This is a genomic window from Insulibacter thermoxylanivorax (assembly GCF_015472005.1).
GTDB classification, from domain to species: Bacteria; Bacillota; Bacilli; order Paenibacillales; family DA-C8; genus Insulibacter; species Insulibacter thermoxylanivorax.
The window spans coordinates 115,758-134,501 of record NZ_BMAQ01000001.1 but is presented as its reverse complement, the minus strand read 5'-3'; the positions used below and the strand labels follow the sequence as shown (position 1 = coordinate 134,501).

General features: G+C 55.6%; 19 protein-coding genes and 1 pseudogene. 1 reads left to right on the top strand and 19 read right to left on the bottom strand.

The window, feature by feature from the left end; all coding sequences use genetic code 11:
* Nucleotides 1-20: 20 nt before the first annotated feature.
* The 17 genes and pseudogenes from lysA to PRECH8_RS00550 form a co-directional block, all read right to left on the bottom strand.
* Nucleotides 21-1,349: a diaminopimelate decarboxylase gene (gene lysA, locus PRECH8_RS00635; protein ID WP_200965128.1), complete on the bottom strand. Its 1,329-nt coding sequence runs from the start codon at nucleotides 1,347-1,349 to the stop codon at nucleotides 21-23.
* 222 nt (nucleotides 1,350-1,571) lie between these two features.
* A complete protein-coding gene (locus tag PRECH8_RS00630; RefSeq protein WP_200965127.1) occupies nucleotides 1,572-3,155 on the bottom strand; it encodes a spore germination protein in 1,584 nt (527 codons plus the stop codon).
* A 76-nt stretch (nucleotides 3,156-3,231) separates the two neighbouring features.
* Nucleotides 3,232-3,666 carry a stage V sporulation protein AB gene (locus PRECH8_RS00625; RefSeq protein ID WP_200965126.1) on the bottom strand — a complete coding sequence of 145 codons (435 nt, stop codon included), beginning with the start codon at nucleotides 3,664-3,666 and terminating at the stop codon, nucleotides 3,232-3,234.
* A 6-nt stretch (nucleotides 3,667-3,672) separates the two neighbouring features.
* Nucleotides 3,673-4,311, bottom strand: coding sequence for a stage V sporulation protein AA (locus PRECH8_RS00620; protein WP_200965125.1), 639 nt, complete (start codon nucleotides 4,309-4,311; stop codon nucleotides 3,673-3,675).
* A 56-nt stretch (nucleotides 4,312-4,367) separates the two neighbouring features.
* A complete protein-coding gene (gene sigF / locus PRECH8_RS00615; RefSeq protein WP_200965123.1) occupies nucleotides 4,368-5,123 on the bottom strand; it encodes an RNA polymerase sporulation sigma factor SigF in 756 nt (251 codons plus the stop codon).
* 10 nt (nucleotides 5,124-5,133) lie between these two features.
* The gene (gene spoIIAB, locus PRECH8_RS00610; protein WP_200965121.1) at nucleotides 5,134-5,577 is read right to left on the bottom strand and encodes an anti-sigma F factor; all 444 of its coding nucleotides are present in this window, start codon (nucleotides 5,575-5,577) and stop codon (nucleotides 5,134-5,136) included.
* Entirely contained in the window at nucleotides 5,577-5,930 is a 354-nt protein-coding gene (spoIIAA, locus tag PRECH8_RS00605) for an anti-sigma F factor antagonist (protein ID WP_200965119.1), read from the bottom strand. The genes spoIIAB and spoIIAA overlap by 1 nt, the downstream gene beginning before the upstream one ends.
* A gap of 295 nt (nucleotides 5,931-6,225) precedes the next feature.
* Nucleotides 6,226-7,596: a D-alanyl-D-alanine carboxypeptidase family protein gene (locus PRECH8_RS00600; RefSeq protein WP_242457352.1), complete on the bottom strand. Its 1,371-nt coding sequence runs from the start codon at nucleotides 7,594-7,596 to the stop codon at nucleotides 6,226-6,228.
* Nucleotides 7,597-7,787: 191 nt separating this feature from the next.
* A complete protein-coding gene (locus PRECH8_RS00595; protein ID WP_200965118.1) occupies nucleotides 7,788-9,155 on the bottom strand; it encodes a pyrimidine-nucleoside phosphorylase in 1,368 nt (455 codons plus the stop codon).
* Between the two features lie 51 nt (nucleotides 9,156-9,206).
* Complete coding sequence (locus PRECH8_RS00590; RefSeq protein ID WP_200965116.1) at nucleotides 9,207-10,061, bottom strand: purine-nucleoside phosphorylase; 855 nt, start codon at nucleotides 10,059-10,061, stop codon at nucleotides 9,207-9,209.
* 50 nt (nucleotides 10,062-10,111) lie between these two features.
* Complete coding sequence (deoB, locus tag PRECH8_RS00585; protein WP_200965115.1) at nucleotides 10,112-11,302, bottom strand: phosphopentomutase; 1,191 nt, start codon at nucleotides 11,300-11,302, stop codon at nucleotides 10,112-10,114.
* 105 nt (nucleotides 11,303-11,407) lie between these two features.
* Nucleotides 11,408-12,308, bottom strand: a pseudogene (gene xerD, locus PRECH8_RS14585) (site-specific tyrosine recombinase XerD).
* A 208-nt stretch (nucleotides 12,309-12,516) separates the two neighbouring features.
* Nucleotides 12,517-12,750 (bottom strand): DUF4227 family protein, encoded by a 234-nt coding sequence (locus tag PRECH8_RS00570; RefSeq protein WP_200965111.1) that lies wholly within the window; start codon nucleotides 12,748-12,750, stop codon nucleotides 12,517-12,519.
* Between the two features lie 228 nt (nucleotides 12,751-12,978).
* Nucleotides 12,979-13,443 carry a ferric iron uptake transcriptional regulator gene (fur, locus tag PRECH8_RS00565; RefSeq protein WP_200965110.1) on the bottom strand — a complete coding sequence of 155 codons (465 nt, stop codon included), beginning with the start codon at nucleotides 13,441-13,443 and terminating at the stop codon, nucleotides 12,979-12,981.
* A gap of 102 nt (nucleotides 13,444-13,545) precedes the next feature.
* Nucleotides 13,546-14,187 carry a stage II sporulation protein M gene (gene spoIIM, locus PRECH8_RS00560; RefSeq protein ID WP_200965109.1) on the bottom strand — a complete coding sequence of 214 codons (642 nt, stop codon included), beginning with the start codon at nucleotides 14,185-14,187 and terminating at the stop codon, nucleotides 13,546-13,548.
* Between the two features lie 187 nt (nucleotides 14,188-14,374).
* Entirely contained in the window at nucleotides 14,375-15,556 is a 1,182-nt protein-coding gene (locus tag PRECH8_RS00555) for an endonuclease Q family protein (protein WP_200965108.1), read from the bottom strand.
* Entirely contained in the window at nucleotides 15,556-16,149 is a 594-nt protein-coding gene (locus PRECH8_RS00550; protein WP_276569076.1) for an NUDIX hydrolase, read from the bottom strand. Before PRECH8_RS00550 ends, PRECH8_RS00555 begins: the two co-directional genes overlap by 1 nt.
* 100 nt (nucleotides 16,150-16,249) lie before the next feature.
* On the opposite strand from PRECH8_RS00550, the gene mciZ reads away from it, so the two are divergent.
* Nucleotides 16,250-16,426, top strand: coding sequence for a Z-ring formation inhibitor MciZ (mciZ, locus tag PRECH8_RS14815; protein WP_200965107.1), 177 nt, complete (start codon nucleotides 16,250-16,252; stop codon nucleotides 16,424-16,426).
* Here mciZ and PRECH8_RS00540 read toward each other — a convergent pair.
* Both PRECH8_RS00540 and PRECH8_RS00535 read right to left on the bottom strand, forming a co-directional pair.
* A complete protein-coding gene (locus PRECH8_RS00540; RefSeq protein ID WP_200965105.1) occupies nucleotides 16,347-17,588 on the bottom strand; it encodes a DUF3866 family protein in 1,242 nt (413 codons plus the stop codon). The genes mciZ and PRECH8_RS00540 overlap by 80 nt on opposite strands.
* Nucleotides 17,585-18,730: a M20/M25/M40 family metallo-hydrolase gene (locus PRECH8_RS00535; RefSeq protein ID WP_200965103.1), complete on the bottom strand. Its 1,146-nt coding sequence runs from the start codon at nucleotides 18,728-18,730 to the stop codon at nucleotides 17,585-17,587. Before PRECH8_RS00535 ends, PRECH8_RS00540 begins: the two co-directional genes overlap by 4 nt.
* Nucleotides 18,731-18,744: the final 14 nt, after the last annotated feature.

The following is an 18,744-nucleotide window of genomic DNA, read 5'->3' as shown; positions in this document are numbered from 1 at the left end:
GTCCTGCTTGGTCTCAGTTGTTAAGCATGAATGGTCCCGCGCATCCGCTCTGGAATGAGGTCGAGGCTGACGAGATGTTCATAGGTCTCGCGCTGGACGACAAGGTCAGCCTTACCGTCCTTGACGAAGACAACGGCAGGACGGCGGATGCGGTTGTAATTGCTCGCCATGGAATAGTTGTAAGCACCTGTGCAGGACACGGCCAGGATATCGCCGTGCCGCGCCTTCGGCAGGTGAAGATCCCAGATCAGCATATCCCCGCTCTCACAGGCTTTGCCCGCGATGGAGACGATCTCCTCAGCCGGTTCATTGGCTCGATTCGCCAGCATCGCTTCATATTCCGATTGATAGAGTGCTGGACGCGGGTTGTCCGTCATCCCGCCGTCCACAGCGATATACTTGCGCACGCCGGGAATCTCCTTGAATGTGCCGACGGTATATAGGGTCGTGCCCGCTTCCCCGACGATGCTGCGGCCGGGTTCGATCCAGACCTCCGGCAGCGGATAATCACGCATGGAGAAGGTCTCCTTCACCGCGCCGGCAATCGCTTCAACATAGCGTTCGACCGGCAGCGGCGTATCCCCTTCCTTATAACGGATGCCGAAGCCGCCGCCGACATTGACGACGGACAGCAGGATCCCCAGCTGATCGCGAAGGTCCGCTGCGAAGTTCGCTGCTTTCTCCACGGCCATGCGGAACCCCTCGACTTCGAAGATCTGCGATCCGATATGCGAATGCAGCCCCAGCAGTTCTAGATGTTCACACTCGATTGCTTGTTTCGCCGCGTCATAAGCAGCGCCGCTTTCCAGATCAAAGCCGAATTTGGAATCCGTCTGTCCTGTAGAGATATAGTCATGCGTATGCGCTGCAACACCGGGCGTGATCCGAAGCAGGATCTTCGCTTTCTTGCCCTTCTCGCCGGCCATGGCGTTCAACATCTTGAGTTCGGTGAAATTATCGACGACGAAGCAGCCGATCCCCGCGTCCAGTGCCATCTCCAGCTCCACCGGTGTCTTGTTGTTGCCGTGGAAATGGATGCGTTCCGGCGGGTATCCCGCTTTGAGCGCGGTATACAATTCTCCGTCGGACACAACATCCAGCGACAGCCCTTCTTCAGCAACCAGCCGGCACATCGCCATCGTGCAGAATGCCTTCGAAGCATAAGCGACTTGGAACTTCAATCCGGTGCTGCGGAAGGCATCCATATAAGCCCGGCAGCGCTCGCGAATCAACGCCTCATCCATCACATAGAGCGGCGTGCCGTAAGTTCGTGCCAACTCAACGGTGTCGCAGCCGCCGATCTCCAGATGCCCTCGTTCATTAATACGACTCGTACCATGCAGATACATGTGCTATCCCCTTACCCTGTCAGATTCCGTCCATCGTTCATCCGTCACCGGATGAAGATCACATATAGTCTAACTTAACATATTCGGTAAAGGGTCACAACCGTTACTTCACCTCAATCATTCAAACCAAATATTTGTTGATTCCCGTTCTATGCCTCAGCTTATAAATGTTATATATGCTTGTCCTTCGCTGCCATGAATCCTGCGCTGTTAACCCATGCGCTATTGACGCGGCATCTTCTGATATTGCAGCGGTTTCGTAATGCTCGGCCTTGTCTTATTGGAAAGGAACGGCCTGCGGAACAGCGTCGTCATCAGCCCCGGTCCGTTGAAAGGGATGAACGGCCAGAAATACGGCACGCCGTATGTCCTTTGGGTGATGAGGAGCAGCATGATCAGCGCGGTGCCCACGACGAAGCCCGGCACCTCAAAAAGAGCGACGGCGATAAGCAGTACCAGGCGCACCATACGGTTGGCCAAGCCCAACTCATAGCTTGGGGTGGCGAACATCCCCAAAGCAGCAATCGCCATATATAAGATGACCTCATTGATAAACAGCCCCGTATGCACAGCGATATCGCCGATCAGCACAGCTGCTACCAAGCCCATCGCCGTGGCGATCGGAGTCGGTGTGTGTACGGCGGCCATGCGCATCAGATCGACGCCGACTTCTGCGAAGATGAATTGCAGCAAGAGCGGAAGCTGCCCCTTCTCATCGGGTCCGATATAACCGAGCCCCTCAGGCAGAAGCTCCGGCCGCAGGGTGAATAGGAACCATAGCGGCAGGATAAAAAGCGAGACGAAGATGCCAAGGAATCGCACCCAGCGCAGATAAGTGCCGACGAAGGGAGTCTGACGGTGCTCTTCTGCATGCTGAACATGATCGAAGAATGTCGTTGGGATGATCATCACACTGGGACTCGTATCGACGAGAACAACGACATGCCCTTCCAAGAGGTGGGAAGCCGCCACATCGGGCCGCTCCGTATAACGCACGAGGGGAAAGGGATTCCATCCCTTGCCGACGATGCCTTCTTCCAGCTGCTTGTCCGCCAGGGGGACGCCGTCCACCTGCAAGTCTTGGATCCGGTCGCGGATCATCTCGACCAGCACAGGATTTGCGATGTCTTTGATATAGCCCATGCATACATCGGTCTTCGTCCGCTCGCTGACGGACATGATCTCCATTCGCAGCTTGGGATCGCGGATCCGCCTGCGGATCAGCGCGACGTTGGTGACCAGCGTCTCGATGAAGCCGTCCTTGCTGCCCCGCACCACCTTCTCCGTCGACGGCTCATCGGGACTGCGCTGTGGAAAAACCTTCACATCGAGGAGCAGCGCCGTATCCTCCCCGTCCATCAAGAAGGCCGTATTGCCGGCAAGGACGGCATCGACCACTTTCAGCATATTGGTCTCCGGCGTAACCGACACGAGGGGAATATAGCGCTCCAAGAAAACCTGCATACTCTCGGGTTTCAGCGCTCCCTCAGCCCCGTAACCATCATTCCCAAGATAGGTGAGGCGCGTGATGATCTCCGTCAGGATCTCATCATTCGTAAAGGCGTTCAGATGCAGAAAAGCCGCACGATTCTCTCCGTAGGTCATCTCACGGAACAGCACGTCGAAGCTTTCCTCATACCCCATGAGCTCTACTAATCGCTCGCGGTTCTCGTCAAGATTGCGGGAGATTCGCTCCTTGCCGTCCTTGGCATCGCAGGATTCGCTTCCTTCGTCAGATGGTGTATATTCCGTCTCCCGCGGTTTCAGGGCAATCCGCTCATCGGGATAATCCAGATATTCAGACAAGATGAATCCCTCCATTCCTTCCTTAATCTGCCCCGCACTGCCGCTGTTCTATACAACATCCCCATCAACCTGCCATTCATATATAAGGATAAACTAGCCAATCGAAGAGCGAACCGCATACTTTGCCCAGCACCATCGCCAGCAGCAGCCATCTTAGATCATCAAATAATTGCAATCGCTTCGCCAGGATGGGCAGCACGTTCAGCACCTCCGTAAGCGCAGCTGCCAGCATGCCGACGAAGATGCCCGCGAACAGGCCGATCACTGCCGTGCCGAGTAGATGCCCTGACCAGCTCCAGTCATTAAAATCCGCCGTCGTCCAGAAGATCACCCCGCTGACAACAGCCGCTTCCAGCCAGGCGATGCGGTCCCTGGAGCAGGTGATCTGCGCCAGCCTGGGGATGATATCGAGGACGACGATGAAAGCGACGAACCCGCCGCCGACGGCCAGCCCCCCGGCAAAGCCGAGCAGGATGACGAGGATGATGCTGGTTACGGAAGCCGCCGTCATCGCTCTTTACTTCCTTTCATCCGCGTCCGGATCCTTAAGGCGGTTATATTCATCGCGGACCATGTATTGACGTACATTCTCCTCATATAAGAACATCTCCACTTCCAGCGGGTCCGGCTCTTCGTTGATCTTCTTCTTGAACACCCGGTTGAAGAATAGCAGCATCCCTGCGCCAAGGCCGAGGGAATAGGGAATCTGCAGCAACAGCGGATGCGGATGGTCCACGCCGGTGATCATCTTATACAGCTTGCGGTGCACCTCCAGCATGCTCACATCCGCGTGGAAATTCATGATCGTCAGCCCTGAGCCCACGAACAACAGGAACAGAACAACGGGGAACAACATATGCCGGCCACGAATCTTGGATTCCTTCTGCCACTGTACAAGCACATGGGGTTCCCCGTAATATTCGATCTGCAGGTCCGGATAACGCTCCTGCACGGCGGCAACGATCATCAGCATATCGATCAGGATATATTGTTCTCCTGCCGGTGCTTCAGCTAGGACGAGCCGCCGAAGTTCTGCTTCGAGCTGCGGTTCGGCGAGCATCTGCGCCGCATCGCCGAGGGTCACGGGCTCGCCGGGTCTTAGGCTCAGATGTTTGCGCAATCGCAAGTAGAGGGTCGAAGTGTGTCTGCTTGTCACCTTGAGCCGCTCCTTCTTCTTTTCAACTTAGTATGGAATATGAAAAGACCAGATACTCATTGAGCAATCTGGTCTTTAATGGTTTTTAATATTTTTTTCTCAAGGCGTGAGACCTGCACCTGTGAGATGCCCAGCCGGCTGGCGACTTCCGACTGCGTCTGATCGCGGAAATAGCGCAGATAGACGATCAGCCTCTCCCGCTCGCTCAAGGTGTTAATCGCTTCATTCAAGGCCAGCTTGTCAAACCAACGCTCATCCGAATCATCCGAGATCTGATCCATCAGCGTGATGGGATCGCCGTCGTTCTCGAAGACCGTCTCATGAATCGATGCGGGAGGTTTGTTCGCCTCCTGAGCGAGGACGACATCTTCAGGGGTAATCTCCAGCTCATCGGCGATCTCCTTGATCGTCGGCAGCCTGCCCAGCGTCTTGGACAATTCATCCTTCGTCTTCCGCACTTTGTTCGCTTGTTCCTTCAGCGATCGGCTCACCTTCAGCGTCCCGTCATCCCTGAGGAAACGCTGAATCTCGCCGATGATCATCGGCACAGCATAAGTTGAAAACTTGACGTCATAGGAGAGATCGAATTTGTCCACCGACTTCAGAAGCCCGATGCAGCCGATCTGGAACAGATCCTCCGGTTCATATCCGCGATTTAGAAAACGCTGGACGACGGACCATACCAGTCGAATGTTGCAGTTTACAAGCGTATCCCTCGCCAGCGTATCACCGGCTTGGCTCAGCGCGATCAGACGCTTCACTTCCGTGTCATCGAGGTACGTATGGTTCGACCCCTTCATATCGACATCCATGACCCATCCCCTAATTTAGAATAGCGTTCGCAGACTCTATTCTTTTTCTCATGCGTACGATCGTACCCTTGCCAACCGCGGACTCCACTTCCACTTCATCCATAAAATTCTCCATGATCGTAAATCCCATCCCCGATCGCTCCAACTCCGGTTTCGAAGTGTAGAGCGGCTGCCTGGCTGTCTCCAAATCCTCGATCCCCTTGCCGTCATCACGGATCGTCAGGTATACCGTATCCTCTTCGATCCTCGCTTCGATGTGCACCAATCCCGTATCCTCGTTGTCATATCCGTGAATGATGGCATTGGTCACGGCTTCAGAGACAACGGTCTTGATATCCGTCAGCTCCTCTACAGTCGGGTCGAGCTGCGAGACGAAGGCGGCGACGGCCACGCGGGCGAAGGCTTCATTCTCGGATTTGCTGGCGAACGACAACGTCATATGGTTGCGGAACATCAGGACACAACCCCCAGACTCGTCAAGGCGCTTCGTTCGTCGTCCTCGATCTGCAGAATCTTGAACAGGCCGGACAGCTCAAACAAACGGTAGACGGCTTGATTGACATCGCAGACGACCATCTTGCCGCCTCTGTTCGTAATCTGCTTGTACCTGCCCAGGATCACGCCCAAGCCCGAGCTGTCCATGAAGGACAGGTCCCTCAAGCTTAAGATGATATGGTCGATATTGCCCTGCTCGATCGCTTCCTCCAGCGTCGCTTTCACCGTATGTGCTGAATGATGGTCCAGCTCGCCCGTCAAACGGACAATCAGCGCACTGTTCGCATGCTCAACATCGATCTGCAAGCTCACATCTGTTCACTCCTTCTCCCGTCTTGCCCATACCTTTCTACTTCGCCCAAGACAATTCCTGCCATGCGACAAAAGTAGAAGAAACCTTCTCATTTCCGACAGCCGCGGATTAACAGCATCCTGCTTCCGACATCTTCCCCAACGTTCAGCGGCGAATTAACGATTACATGCGTATTGCGACATCTGTTTCCGCCCTTTGCCGTCGAAGCAGCGAGCATAATCTCGCTCCACATGGAACAATGAACCTTTCATTACATTGCGCATGCGTTCTTGAACCGTCCCAGCATTAACCGTCTCATCTTTCCTCATTCACGAAGAACATCTTGCCCGCAGCCCGTTTAAACAGCGTCCACCAACCGGCTTTGTTCACATCTTGCGGGGACTCGAGCGGGAACTCCGTCAACTTCTCTTCCCCTTTGTAGACAACGATTTTGCCGATGGGCTGCCCCTTCTGAATCGGCGCTTCAAGCTTCGGTTCAAGGACTAACTCATGGCGGATTTTCTCCGTGTCTTCCCCTTTGCGAATCAAGACGCTGTACGGCCGTTCCGCCGTTATGGCGATGCGTTTGACCTCTCCTTTGGCTACCTCGAAGGTGCCGATTTCATCACCGGCTTTAAAGATCGGCAAGTTCCCATATTGCGAGAAGGCATAATCAAACAGCGCCGCGACTTCAGCATTGCGCGTCTTCGTATTCGGCTCACCCAACACCACAGCGATCACGCGCATATTATCCCGTTTGGCCGTTGCAGCAAGGCAGAACTTCGCTTCGCTGGTATACCCGGTCTTCAGTCCATCCACTCCGGCATAGAATCGTACCAGTTTATTGGTGTTAACCAGCCAGAACGGATTCTCCGTATCGGTGCGCAGATAATCCTGATATTTGCCCGTATATTCCGTAATCAGCTCATGCCTCAACAGTTCTCTTGACATGATCGCGATATCATGGGCAGTGGAATAGTGGTTCTCCGCTGGAAGACCATTGCTGTTCATGAAGCGGGTGTTCGTCATGCCGAGCTCCTGTGCCCGTTTATTCATCATCTGCACGAACATCTCTTCGCTGCCGGCGATCTTCTCGGCCAGCGCCACTGAGGCGTCGTTGCCCGAAGCCATCGCCACGCCCTTCAGCAGATCGGCCACGGACATCTGTTCCCCGGCTTCCAGGAAGATCTGGGAACCGCCCATCGAAGCCGCGCGTTCACTGGCCGTCACCATCTCATCCAAGGTGATCTTCTTCTGCTCCAACGCCTCCATCACAAGCAGCATCGTCATGATCTTCGTGATGCTGGCAGGGGGAACTTTCTCATGAATATTTTTCTCGAAGAGAATCGTGCCCGTATCGACATCCATCAGGATCGCCGATTTGGCATTCGGCGCCAGATCGACCTTCGGTTCTTCACTGGCCTCGATGCTGTCCTGCGGTTTGTCCTGCGGTTCACTCGCTGCTGGCTCCTCCGCCTCTTGAATCTCAAAGGCTTCGGCTTCTTGTCGCTCCTCATCGCTCTGCTCATCCGACTGGGAATCATCCCACAGCGAAGAAGACGGGTTTTCTTCCTCGCTTGCTTCTGCCGTTTCCAACGGCCCGGCGAATACAGCCAAACCGCCTTGAACGACACCCATGATCAGGATCCACATCAGAACGATTAGCCCCATTCTTCTCAACTTCATGCTCGTTCTACCCTCCAACTAGGTTTGTAAGTGCTGATAACCAGTGTTTCCTGATCCTATGTAAAATATTCCACCATCCAGCCCAAAGATGTTCGCCATACGCCATGCAGCAAAAAAGAGCCATCATACGATGGCTCGCTAACATTCATAGGATTGCTAAGTCAATCAATATCTTTATTAGAATTTAATGGTCACTTCTGCTCGGATAACCGTTTTACGCCGTCCTTGGATACAACAGCATAGATCAGCGGCTGCGAATCGGGTACGGCATCGGTGAAGGCGATGCTCGCTTGAACCTCTCTAGCGACTGCATCGACCGCTTCTTGCGACAAGTTGCTGTGCAGTTCAGCCAGCACGTCCCCGGACTGGACGCGATCTCCGGTCTTAACGCGAAGCACAATTCCGGCGGACAGGTCGATCTTGGACTCCTTCGTCTCGCGCCCCGCTCCCAGCTTCATCGCCGCTCGTCCCAAAGCCTCCGCATCAATGGCAGCGACACAGCCGGCCTGCGGCGCCTGCACAACTGCTTTCAACTCAGCTGTCGGAAGGCTGCCGGAGCCGTCACCGTCTTCCTCCTTCAAGACTTCATCGATAATCGAAGCATCGCCGCCCTGCGCGGCAACGAATTGCTTGAACTTCTCCAAAGCATGTCCGTTATGGAGAAGTTTCTCCAGCAGACGGCGTGCTTCTTCCTCATGATCCGCCCGACCGCCGGCAACGAGCATATAGGAGCCCAGCGTCAGGCTGAGTTCGGTCAGATCCTGAGGTCCCCGGCCGGCAAGCGTCAGGATCGCTTCCTTCACTTCCAGAGCATTGCCTATCGCGTATCCCAATGGCTGTTCCATGCTGCTGATGATCGCAATGGTCTCTCGCCCGACCCGGGTACCGATCTCCACCATCGCCTGCGCCAGCTTGATCGAATCCTCCGGCGTCTTCATAAATGCGCCGCTTCCCGTCTTCACATCAAGGACGATGGCATCGGCGCCGGAAGCGATCTTCTTGCTCATGATCGAACTGGCGATCAGCGGGATCGACTCCACGGTGGCCGTGACGTCGCGCAGGCTGTACAGCATCTTATCCGCAGGGGTGATATTATCCGATTGGCTGATCACCGCCGCACCGATCTCATTCACCTGTTGTACGAACTGGTCGCGCGTCATCTCCACATGGAAGCCTCGGATCGCCTCGAGCTTATCAATCGTGCCGCCGGTATGCCCAAGGCCGCGCCCCGACATCTTCGCCACCGGCACCCCCGCCGCCGCCACGAGGGGGGCCAGCACCAGCGTCGTCGTATCGCCGACGCCGCCGGTGCTGTGCTTGTCCACTTTAATCCCGTGAATCGCACTCAGATCGATCTGATCCCCCGACTCTGCCATCGCCATCGTCAGATCCGCCGTCTCACGGCTGCTCATCCCTTGGAAATAAACCGCCATCAGCCACGCAGCGATCTGGTAGTCGGGAATGTCCCCGGATACATAACCTTGGATCAGATGCCTGATCCCTTCTGTACTGAGCTCATGCCCGTCCCTTTTCTGCTGGATAAGGTCTACTGTGCGCATCCTTTCCCTGCCCTCCTTATCGGCTTATCGGCAATGACAGGAAGTCTGCCGTTATAACTTAGGAATGACATTCAAGACCAGCTTTAGGAACTGTTCCTTCACCCGCTCCGCCGTCTCCACGACTTCATCATGCCGCAGCGGCTGATCGAGGAGGCCGGCAGCCATATTCGTGATGCAGGAGATGCCCAGCACCTCGATGCCGGCATGGCGGGCAACGATGACCTCCGGCACGGTGGACATGCCCACCGCATCTGCGCCGATCGTTTGCAGCATACGGATCTCTGCCGGCGTCTCATAGGCCGGTCCGAGCATCGCCGCATAGACGCCCTCCTGCAGCTGGATGCCGAGCTCGTCGGCAGTATCCTTAAGCACCTTGCGCAGCGCTCGGCTGTAGGCCTCCGTCATATCAGGGAATCTCGGCCCAAATTCATCGAGATTCGGACCGATAAGCGGATTTCTCCCCATGAGATTGATATGATCTGTTATCATCATCAGATCCCCCGGCTGGAAGGAGCGATTGACGCCGCCGGCGGCGTTGGTGACGATGAGTTTCTCGATGCCGAGAAGCTTCATCACGCGTACCGGAAAGGTCACCTGCGCTTCCCCGTAACCTTCATAGAGATGGAATCTGCCCTTCATCATGATGACCTGTCTGCCGGCGATCGCACCGATCACCAGCTCACCGGAATGGCCGGCTACTGTCGATACAGGAAAATGTGGAATCTCCCCATATGGAATCGTCAGCGGCTGTTCAATCAGATCCGCCAGCACGCCCAGACCCGATCCGAGGATCAAGCCGATCTCCGGCTTACCGGACAGCCGGCCGCGGATGAACTCAGCCGCTTCCTTCAATTGTTGTTGCAATTGATTAGCATCTAATCCCTGGTTCGCATCCAATCTCGCCATTGTCACAACGTCCTTTCATATTAACAAATCATATGTCCATGGAACGCATGTTACAGCAACTCTTGCAAGAAACTCTGACCGTTCTCTGGCAGCTGCACGCGGAAATTGTCCGCCGCCGTTGCCCCGACATCGGAGAACGTGGAGCGCACGCCCAATGAACGCGGGGACATAAGTCCCGGGCTCCATACGAGCAGCGGCACATATTCACGCGTGTGATCGGTGCCGCTGTGCACGGGATCATTGCCGTGGTCTGCGGTGATGATCAAGAGATCCCGCTCCCCGATGCCTTCCATGATCTCAGGCAGCCGGCGGTCGAAGTGCATCAGCGCTTCCCCATAACCCTGCGGATCCCGCCGGTGCCCGTACAGCGAATCAAAATCCACCAGATTGGTAAACAGCAGCCCCTCGAAGGATTCCTTCAACAGGCTGATCGTCTTGTTGATGCCGTCATCATTGTTCTTTGTCGGTTCCGCCCGGGTGACCCCTTCGCCGACGAAGATATCATTGATCTTGCCAACGGCGATACAGTCATATCCGCCGTCCTTGAGCGCATTCATCACCGTCGGTGCCGGCGGCTTCACCGCATAGTCGCGGCGGTTGGCCGTACGCGCGAAGGCGCCCGGCTGTCCAACATAGGGCCGCGCGATCACCCGGCCGACGGCATAGCGTTCGTCGAGGGTCAGCTCCCTTGCGATCTCACAGGCTCGATACAATTCCTCGAGAGGAATGATATCCTCGTGGGCAGCGATCTGAAACACACTGTCGGCAGAAGTGTATACGATCCAAGCGCCGGTGTGCATCTGCTCTTCGCCCAGCTCTTCGATGATCGCCGTGCCGGATGCCGGTTTGTTGCCGATCACCCGGCGGCCGGTTCGTTCTTCGAAGGCTGCGATTAACTCTGACGGAAACCCTTCCGGGAACGTATTGAACGGCACCGTCACCTTGAGACCCATGATCTCCCAATGCCCGGTCATCGTATCCTTGCCTGCCGATACCTCCGCCATCTTGCCGTAATAGGCAAGGGGCTGTGCCGCAGGGGGCACGCCTTGCAGGGCTTCGATATTGCCTAACCCCAAGCGCTGCATGTTGGGCAGGGCGAAGCCCGGCACCCGCTCCGCGATATGTCCTAAGGTATGTGCACCCGTATCGCCGAAGCTTGCGGCATCGGGCAATTCGCCGATCCCCACGCTGTCCAGCACGATCAAAGCGATGCGGTCAAATTTACGCTGCAGTTGGTTCATATGGCTCCTCCAATTTATAGATGTTTGTTGGCAGTGTTGTTTTATTGTATCATCCATCATGTTCTTCTTCATCATCTGCAGGCAGCAGTTCACATCTTCATAACTTCACATCTTCGCCCGCGGGTGCGTGCGGTTATACACATCCTTCATCCGCAGTTTCGTAACATGGGTGTAGATCTGCGTCGTGGATATGTCCGAATGCCCCAGCATCTCCTGCACAGCACGCAGATCAGCTCCGTTCTCCAGCAGATGCGTGGCAAAGGAATGCCGCAGCATATGCGGCGTAATATCCTTGTCGATGTTCGCTTCCTTGCCGTACTGCTTGATGATCTTCCAGAATCCCTGCCGTGTCATGCGGCCGCCGTTGCGGTTCACGAACAGCGCCTGCTCGCGCAAACGGCCTTTGAGGAGTTTGGGCCGCGCCGTCTGGATATAGCGGTCCAGCCAATCCAAAGCGATGCGTCCGAGGGGGATGATGCGCTCTTTAGACCCCTTGCCGATGCAGCGGACGAATCCCATGCCGAGATTCAGATCGCCGACGTTGAGCGAGACGAGCTCCGAAACGCGGATACCGGATGCATAGAGCAGCTCCAGCATCGCTTTGTCTCGAATGCCCGTCGGTTCCTTGATCTGCGGGGCATCCAACAGACGTTCAACCTCTTCAAGATTCATCACTTTGGGCAGTTTCTTGTCCGTCTTCGGAGTATCCATATAGATTGAAGGATCGGCTGCAAGGATCTGCTCGCGCACTAGAAATTTAAAAAAAACTTCGAATCGACGTCATCGTCCTGGCAACGGTTGATGACGCCCGGCCTGACTCTCTAAGAAACATCAGATAGCTGACGATATGCACACGATCCACCTGACCTAAGGATGTGATTCCCTGCTTGTCCGACATATATTCCAAGAACGAAGTCAGATCCCGCTCATACGCCTCCAGTGTGTTGCGGGCGAGGCCTCGTTCGACGGCCAGATAATGGAGAAAATGCTTAAGATATAGTTTCATGTCTCATCCCTTCATTCCATGAAAGCCATGTTACCGCTATGCCATGATGCTTCCTTAGATGTTCGCTGCATACCTTCTTCCACAGCATGCGGGGCGTTTCCTGCCATCAGATGCCAATTTCCCGCGCCGCTTCATGCCGGGTTCGTGCCAGATTCATACGGAGCCGCAAATGCCCTGCTTTGTCCATCCGCCTCGGTCGCTCTGCCCGCTATTCGCCGTACCAGAAGAAAAACAATAAACGATCCTTGAAGATGACTCTCCCGTCTCCTTCATGCAATTGTTCGAACACCTTCACCGCATGGCCGCTGGGCTTGTCTTCGGAGTCAAAGGGATCCAGCCACTCATAGATGAGCTGTGTGACATGAAAGATGAAATATACGAGCACGATGAACAAAATCATATATCTGATACGCCTGCGCCAAGCCTTAAGCGAGATGATCATCCGCTCCACCTGCCCCTCTAGTGCATCAAATGTTACCTCAACATATATGAATGAAGGGGACAGATTATGCTAATCCACGTATAATATGGCCTGCTTGGAATTGGTTTATGTGAGGCGGAACTTTCGCACAAAAAAACCGAAGAAGGCTCACAAGCCCTTTCGGTGTGGTTTGCAGCGCATACAAATTTAAGCTTGATCCTTGTTAACTTCTATAAATTCCTTCGAATCTTATTTCTTGTTCATATCCTCGGGTTCTTTGTCCTTACATCGCCAACAGACACCTTGGAAATCCAAGCGATGGTCCAGAACCTTAAAATGGTATTCCTTCGCCAACCGCTCCTCCAACGGAAGCAGCCAATCATCCATAATCTCATCGACGGAACCGCAGACGACACAGATCAGATGATGGTGATGATGTTTGCTGCTTTCGTGCCGCAGGTCGTACCGCGCAACTCCGTCGCCGAAATTCATCTTCTCTACGATATGTAGATCGCTCAGTAACTCGAGGGTTCTGTACACGGTCGCAAGGCCGATCTCAGGTGCTTTGTCTTTAACAAGCATAAAAACATCTTCCGCACTTAGGTGATCTTCTTCATTTTCCAACAACACGCGTACTGTTGCCTCACGCTGCGGAGTCAACTTGTACCCCTGCGATTGTAACTGCTGTTTGATATGCTCGATCCTTGCCTCCATACTCCCCCTCCTTTTGTTTCAATTATAGGGGCAGTATTTCAGCAAAGTCAATCTTATTCGTCATAGAAGACCCCGATGCTTATGCTCTGGATGCCGGTTCGATCAACCTGTCTGCAGCATGAGCGGTGCCGCCCATTCCAGCAGACGGGGGATGAAGAGATATTGGATCACAGCCGCGCAGACCAATAGACCGCTCAGTGTAAGGTGCGTAAGAAGATAGCGAAGGAACGACTGCGCATCTGCAGCTCGATTGCGGAGGATAAAACAGCGTATCAAATACATGGAAAACGAGATCGCAGCCACACTGGAGATAAGCAAAACCGGGATCACAATGAGATTGTGCGGCGCGACGGAGATCAGGGCGAAGAGCAGTCCCTTCCAGGAATACTCAGCAACCAAATAGCCGACGGCAAAACCGATCAAGGCCCCTTTGATAAAATCGATGAGCAGGATCAGGGGCAGACCGACAATCGATAATCCAAAGACGAGGATGAGCAGAACCCAGCGAAGGTGAAGGCTGAACAGATCCGCAAAGGACTGCGGTGAAGTGCCTTCGAAACCATGCATCGCTGTTTGGAAGAAGTTGTCAATAAGCTGTGCCATGTTCTGCTGCTGGTCCAAGGTGAGGGCATTCACCAGCAGGGCGCCGAAGATCACGCCCATCATGAACAATACGGTGACGAAGATATACAGCGGCAGATGTTGTTGCAAGTAACGTTGGAACGACAGCGTTGGGTTTGGCATCGACGTTATCTCCCCTGTCTGCTGTGATTGCGCCGGGTTCCCGCAAGGCTGGAAAGCTTCACCGGCTTATACTAATAGCTATGTGGACAGAGGGGAGAATATGCTAGATTCATAACTTCGTAACTTTTTTCGATGCTCACTTCATACTTCATACTTCACAACTTGATATCTTAATCACTTCATATCTTCATAGCTTTACCCTGCCGTACCTGCCCCCGCCGCCGGAAGCCAGCTCGAGCCGCCCATCCCGCGCGAGGATGATCGCCTGCGCCAGCTTCTCCGGCACCGCTTCCGCCAGCTGCTCGAAAGTAGCATGGTGCAGGATCTGCATCTCCGTACCGAAGCGGTCAAGCAGCTTCTGCAGCGTCTTCGCGCCCAGTCCCGGGATGAACTCCAAGGGGACCTGTTCGATATAGGGCGGGCGATGCGGCGGGAACAGCGGTTCGTCAAGGTCCCTGATCTCGAAGATCCGGTCATGCACCCCGCGGGTGAGGGACTTGCTGCCGCAGACGGGGCATTCGTCGACGTGCTGCTCCTCTGTGTCCAGGAGATGCCGGCACTTCAGACAATAGGAGCGGTGATATTTGCCCAGCTGCGGCGACAGCCCGTAATTCGCTGTCACCGCTCGTCCCTCCTGACGAAGCAGCGCCCGCCTCACCTCTTCAAAGGACGGCTCCTTAAGGAGCATCCGGTTATATTCCCGGCCGATCTTGCTGAGGGAGTGGGCATCCGAATTCGTCACGAAGGTGAAGGGAGCAAGCTCGCTGATCAGCCCTGCCATCGATGAATCAGCGCTTAATCCCAGCTCGACGGCGGCCACGTGCTGCGGGTCCAGCAGCTCATCCATCGTATCGCAAGCGATGCCGTACATCCCCTTATGCGGTGTGAAGACATGGGCCGGGATCACGAATCCGCCGCGGTCGATGACCTCCCCTTGCAGCCCACGCGCCGGCAGATAGACGCGCTGTGAGCTGAGGGAGACGTTCTTCATATAGGCCGCGAGGAAACGCGAAAACTCCCGCATCGTCTTAAAGTCGGGCATATACACCAGAAGATGGCACGGCCCGAGTCCCGGGTCCCGCACTTCCAATTCCGAACCGAGCAGGATCGTCGTCCGTCCGTAGCGCAGCCCGCCGCCCGGCGCTTCCTCCATCACACCCGCCTCCAGGAGTTCCTCCATCTCCTGCAGCACGGGCGGGGATTGGCAGTCGATGATGCCGATGCAGTCGATGCCTTTGCGCTCAGCGGCTTCCTTCGCGATATTGAAGAAGGTCAAATCGCGGGCGGCGCTGATCTTCACCGGCTGTCCGCCTGCCGTTCGCCCGATATGAATATGCAGATCGACGAAGCATTCGCGCAAATCACACATTAGATCAGCCTGCCCGTCGCTTGATAGAGCTGCCAGATATACACGGCCATCACCGTCTTCGCATCGGAGATCCGGCCTTCACGGATATAGGCAAGGGCCTGCTCCAACGTAATCGCATCGCACACGAGGAACTCATCCTCGTCGAGATTCATCTCGCTCTTCTCCAGACGGTCGGTGAAGTACATGTGCATGATCTCATCAGCGAAGCCCGGCGACGTATAATACGAGCAGATGTATTCTAGATGATCCGTCTTATATCCCGTCTCCTCTTCGAGCTCCCGCATCGCCGCCGCCATCGGATCTTCGGTGCCGCGGTCCAGCTTGCCCGCTGGAATCTCGATCTGGCTCTTGCCAAGGGGCTTGCGGTATTGCTCAACGACGAGCATCTTGCCGTCGAGCAGCGCCAGCACGGACACGCCGCCGGGATGACGGACGATCTCACGGGTCGCTTCCTCACCATTGGGCAGTCTCACCGTATCGACTTGAAGGGAGATCACCTTGCCCTGGAAGATCGGCTGCGAATAAAGCGTCGGCTCCGCGAACCGTTGATCATCCCGCATCGGATCAGCATCAGGATGTTTCTTGTCGGTCATGGTATTGAAATTTCATTCCTTTCCCCAAGGGTATCGCATATTATCCCCCTCTCTTACATAGCTTGTACTATCATATCAAGCGATGAAGAGAGGGGTATAGATGAAAACCTATCAAGATGAACGCAGCATGCGCATCGTGGGACAGGCCTGGGAGATCCGCCGGAAACTGCAGATTGCGCTAAAGGAAGCGCCGCAGGCTAAGCTCCGTGATTGGCTGAACCGGTACAGCAAGCCGCAGCATACGCAGCGGCGGAAGCAGCCCCGAGGTAGAAGCTAGGATCATCGCGGAGCGTGCGCCCCATCGTCGTGATGGTCAACGGGTATGCGCAGAGAGCGGCTTCCAAGTCCGTCAGGCTTGGCTCATCCTGCCAGGTGATTCGGTGCCGGCCCTCCTCCAAGATCGGTTTCAGCTGACGCCGGACGACGGCCGTGAGCTCATCCGGCAAGCCGGCGGGAAGAGGAAGCACAGCGCGGCAGGCCGCCGTATACTTAAGGTTCGCCGTCAGATGATGGCTTAGGCCGTAATGCCGCGGCCTCTGCTCTGCACCGCTCAGCCGCGGTATAAGGATCGGTCTCCCGCCCAGCATGGCGGCAGCGTTGACAAGCTCGCCCGCCTCCGTGCCGGTATGGCCGAGGGGCGTACCCGTTCCTGCGATCCCCGGTCCCATGCAGGCGATGATGATATCCGCGCGCAGGATATGCCGGGCAGCGATCAACGCGGTGAATTTGTTCATCGTCTCCAGATCGCCTCCGTATGCCTGTCCGTAAGTCACCGTCCCGCACAGCCAAGACAGCTGCTTCAAAGCGGATACGTGGCGGCTTAAGGAGATCGGCAGCGCGCCGCCGTCGCTCATCACATAAGCGATTCTCAGCTGGGGCTTTGCATAATGCAGCCAAGCTGCTGCGATCGGCAGCATGCTGTGCAATTCTCCAACCAGAACGGGTATGCCGTCGATCCGCTGATGGTTGATGAACACCTCATGATACGGGCTGGCCGGCTCTTCGGCCGCCAGCACGGCGCGCTGCAGCGAGGTGTATTTGAGCTTCATCATATGCCCGTTATGTGCGGCCTTCCCAGATTCACGGCAGCGGCTGTTACTGCGGTCCGTATAACACTCAGCAAAGAGGTCAGTATGACCGCGTTCGCCGGCACTGCCGGACTCTGTGGCGGGCTCTGCTAAGCTGTGCGAACAGCCTGAGGCTCCGAAGCTGCTCTCAGGCAGCCTGGCATGGACGAAATGATACCCCCCTGTGCCTAGATTTAGGCGAACCGCCGTCGTATTGAGCAGCACTTGGTCCCCCGCAATCAGCGGTTCATGGATGGAAAGGTCATGTAAGGCCCGCCCGCTGGTACCGTCGGAGAGCTTCACACGTACCTCCTGCATACCGTCCCGCTGCGCGATCAGTTCGGTAACGATGCCGATCTGCCACGCGATCATGACCAGTCTTGCTGTTTGTTCGCCGCTTCCTCAACCAGGGCGATGACGAGTTCCGTAGTCTTCACCAATTCCTCCACCGGCATCTGCTCCTTGGTCGTATGGATCAGCTCATAACCGATAGCAAGATTCACCATCGGAACGCCGTGCCCGTTGAAGATATTGGCGTCGCTCCCGCCACCGGAGCGCAGCAGCTTCACTTCCCGGCCGATCTTCTGCAGCGCTTGAGACGCGAGTTTCACAACAGGGGCGGTTTCATCGAATTTGTACCCCGGATAGATCACTTCGCTGTGGAATTCCACTTTCGCTCCGAACTCCTCTGCCGTCTGCTCGAAGGCTTGCTTCATCGCTTCAACCTGTGCGTGTAATTTCTCCTCCACCAGGCTGCGCGCTTCTGCTTCGATCTCCACATAATCGCAGACGATATTCGTCGGGCCGCCGCCGGCGAACCTTCCGATATTGGCCGAGGTCTCCTCGTCGATCCGTCCCAGCGGCATGCGGGAGATCGCCTTGCTGGCCACTTGGATCGCACTGATTCCGTCTTCCGGATTTACGCCGGCATGGGCGGACTTGCCATGGACTTTCACGCGGATCTGCGCCTGGCTCGGCCCCGCCACCGAGATCTCGCCGACCTTGCCGTTCGAGTCCAAGGCGTAGCCGTATCTGCCCTTCAGCTTCTCCGGAGAGATGGCTTTCGCCCCGACAAGGCCGCTCTCTTCCCCGACGGTGATGACGAACTGAAGCGGCCCATGGGGAATCTTGTTCTCTTGGATCACCTGGATCGCTTCTAGCATCGCTGCGATTCCCGCCTTATCGTCGCTTCCCAGGATCGTCGTACCGTCGCTGCGGATATAGCCGTCATCATCCAAGCGCGGCTTGATGCCAACGCCCGGCGTCACCGTATCCATATGGGAGTTGAAGAGAATCGGCAGCGCGGACTCCAAGCCCTCATCCGCCTCCCATTCGGCAAATAGATTCCCCGCGCCGTGCCCTGTCTGCTCCATCGTATCGTCCACATACACCTTGAGGCCTAATTCGCTGAACTTCTGCTCAAGCAGCTTGCAGATCTCGCCCTCATGGCCGGACTCCGAGTCGACTTGCACCAGTTCTATGAAAGTTTCGATTAAGCGTTGTTCATTCACCATATTCATGCACTCCT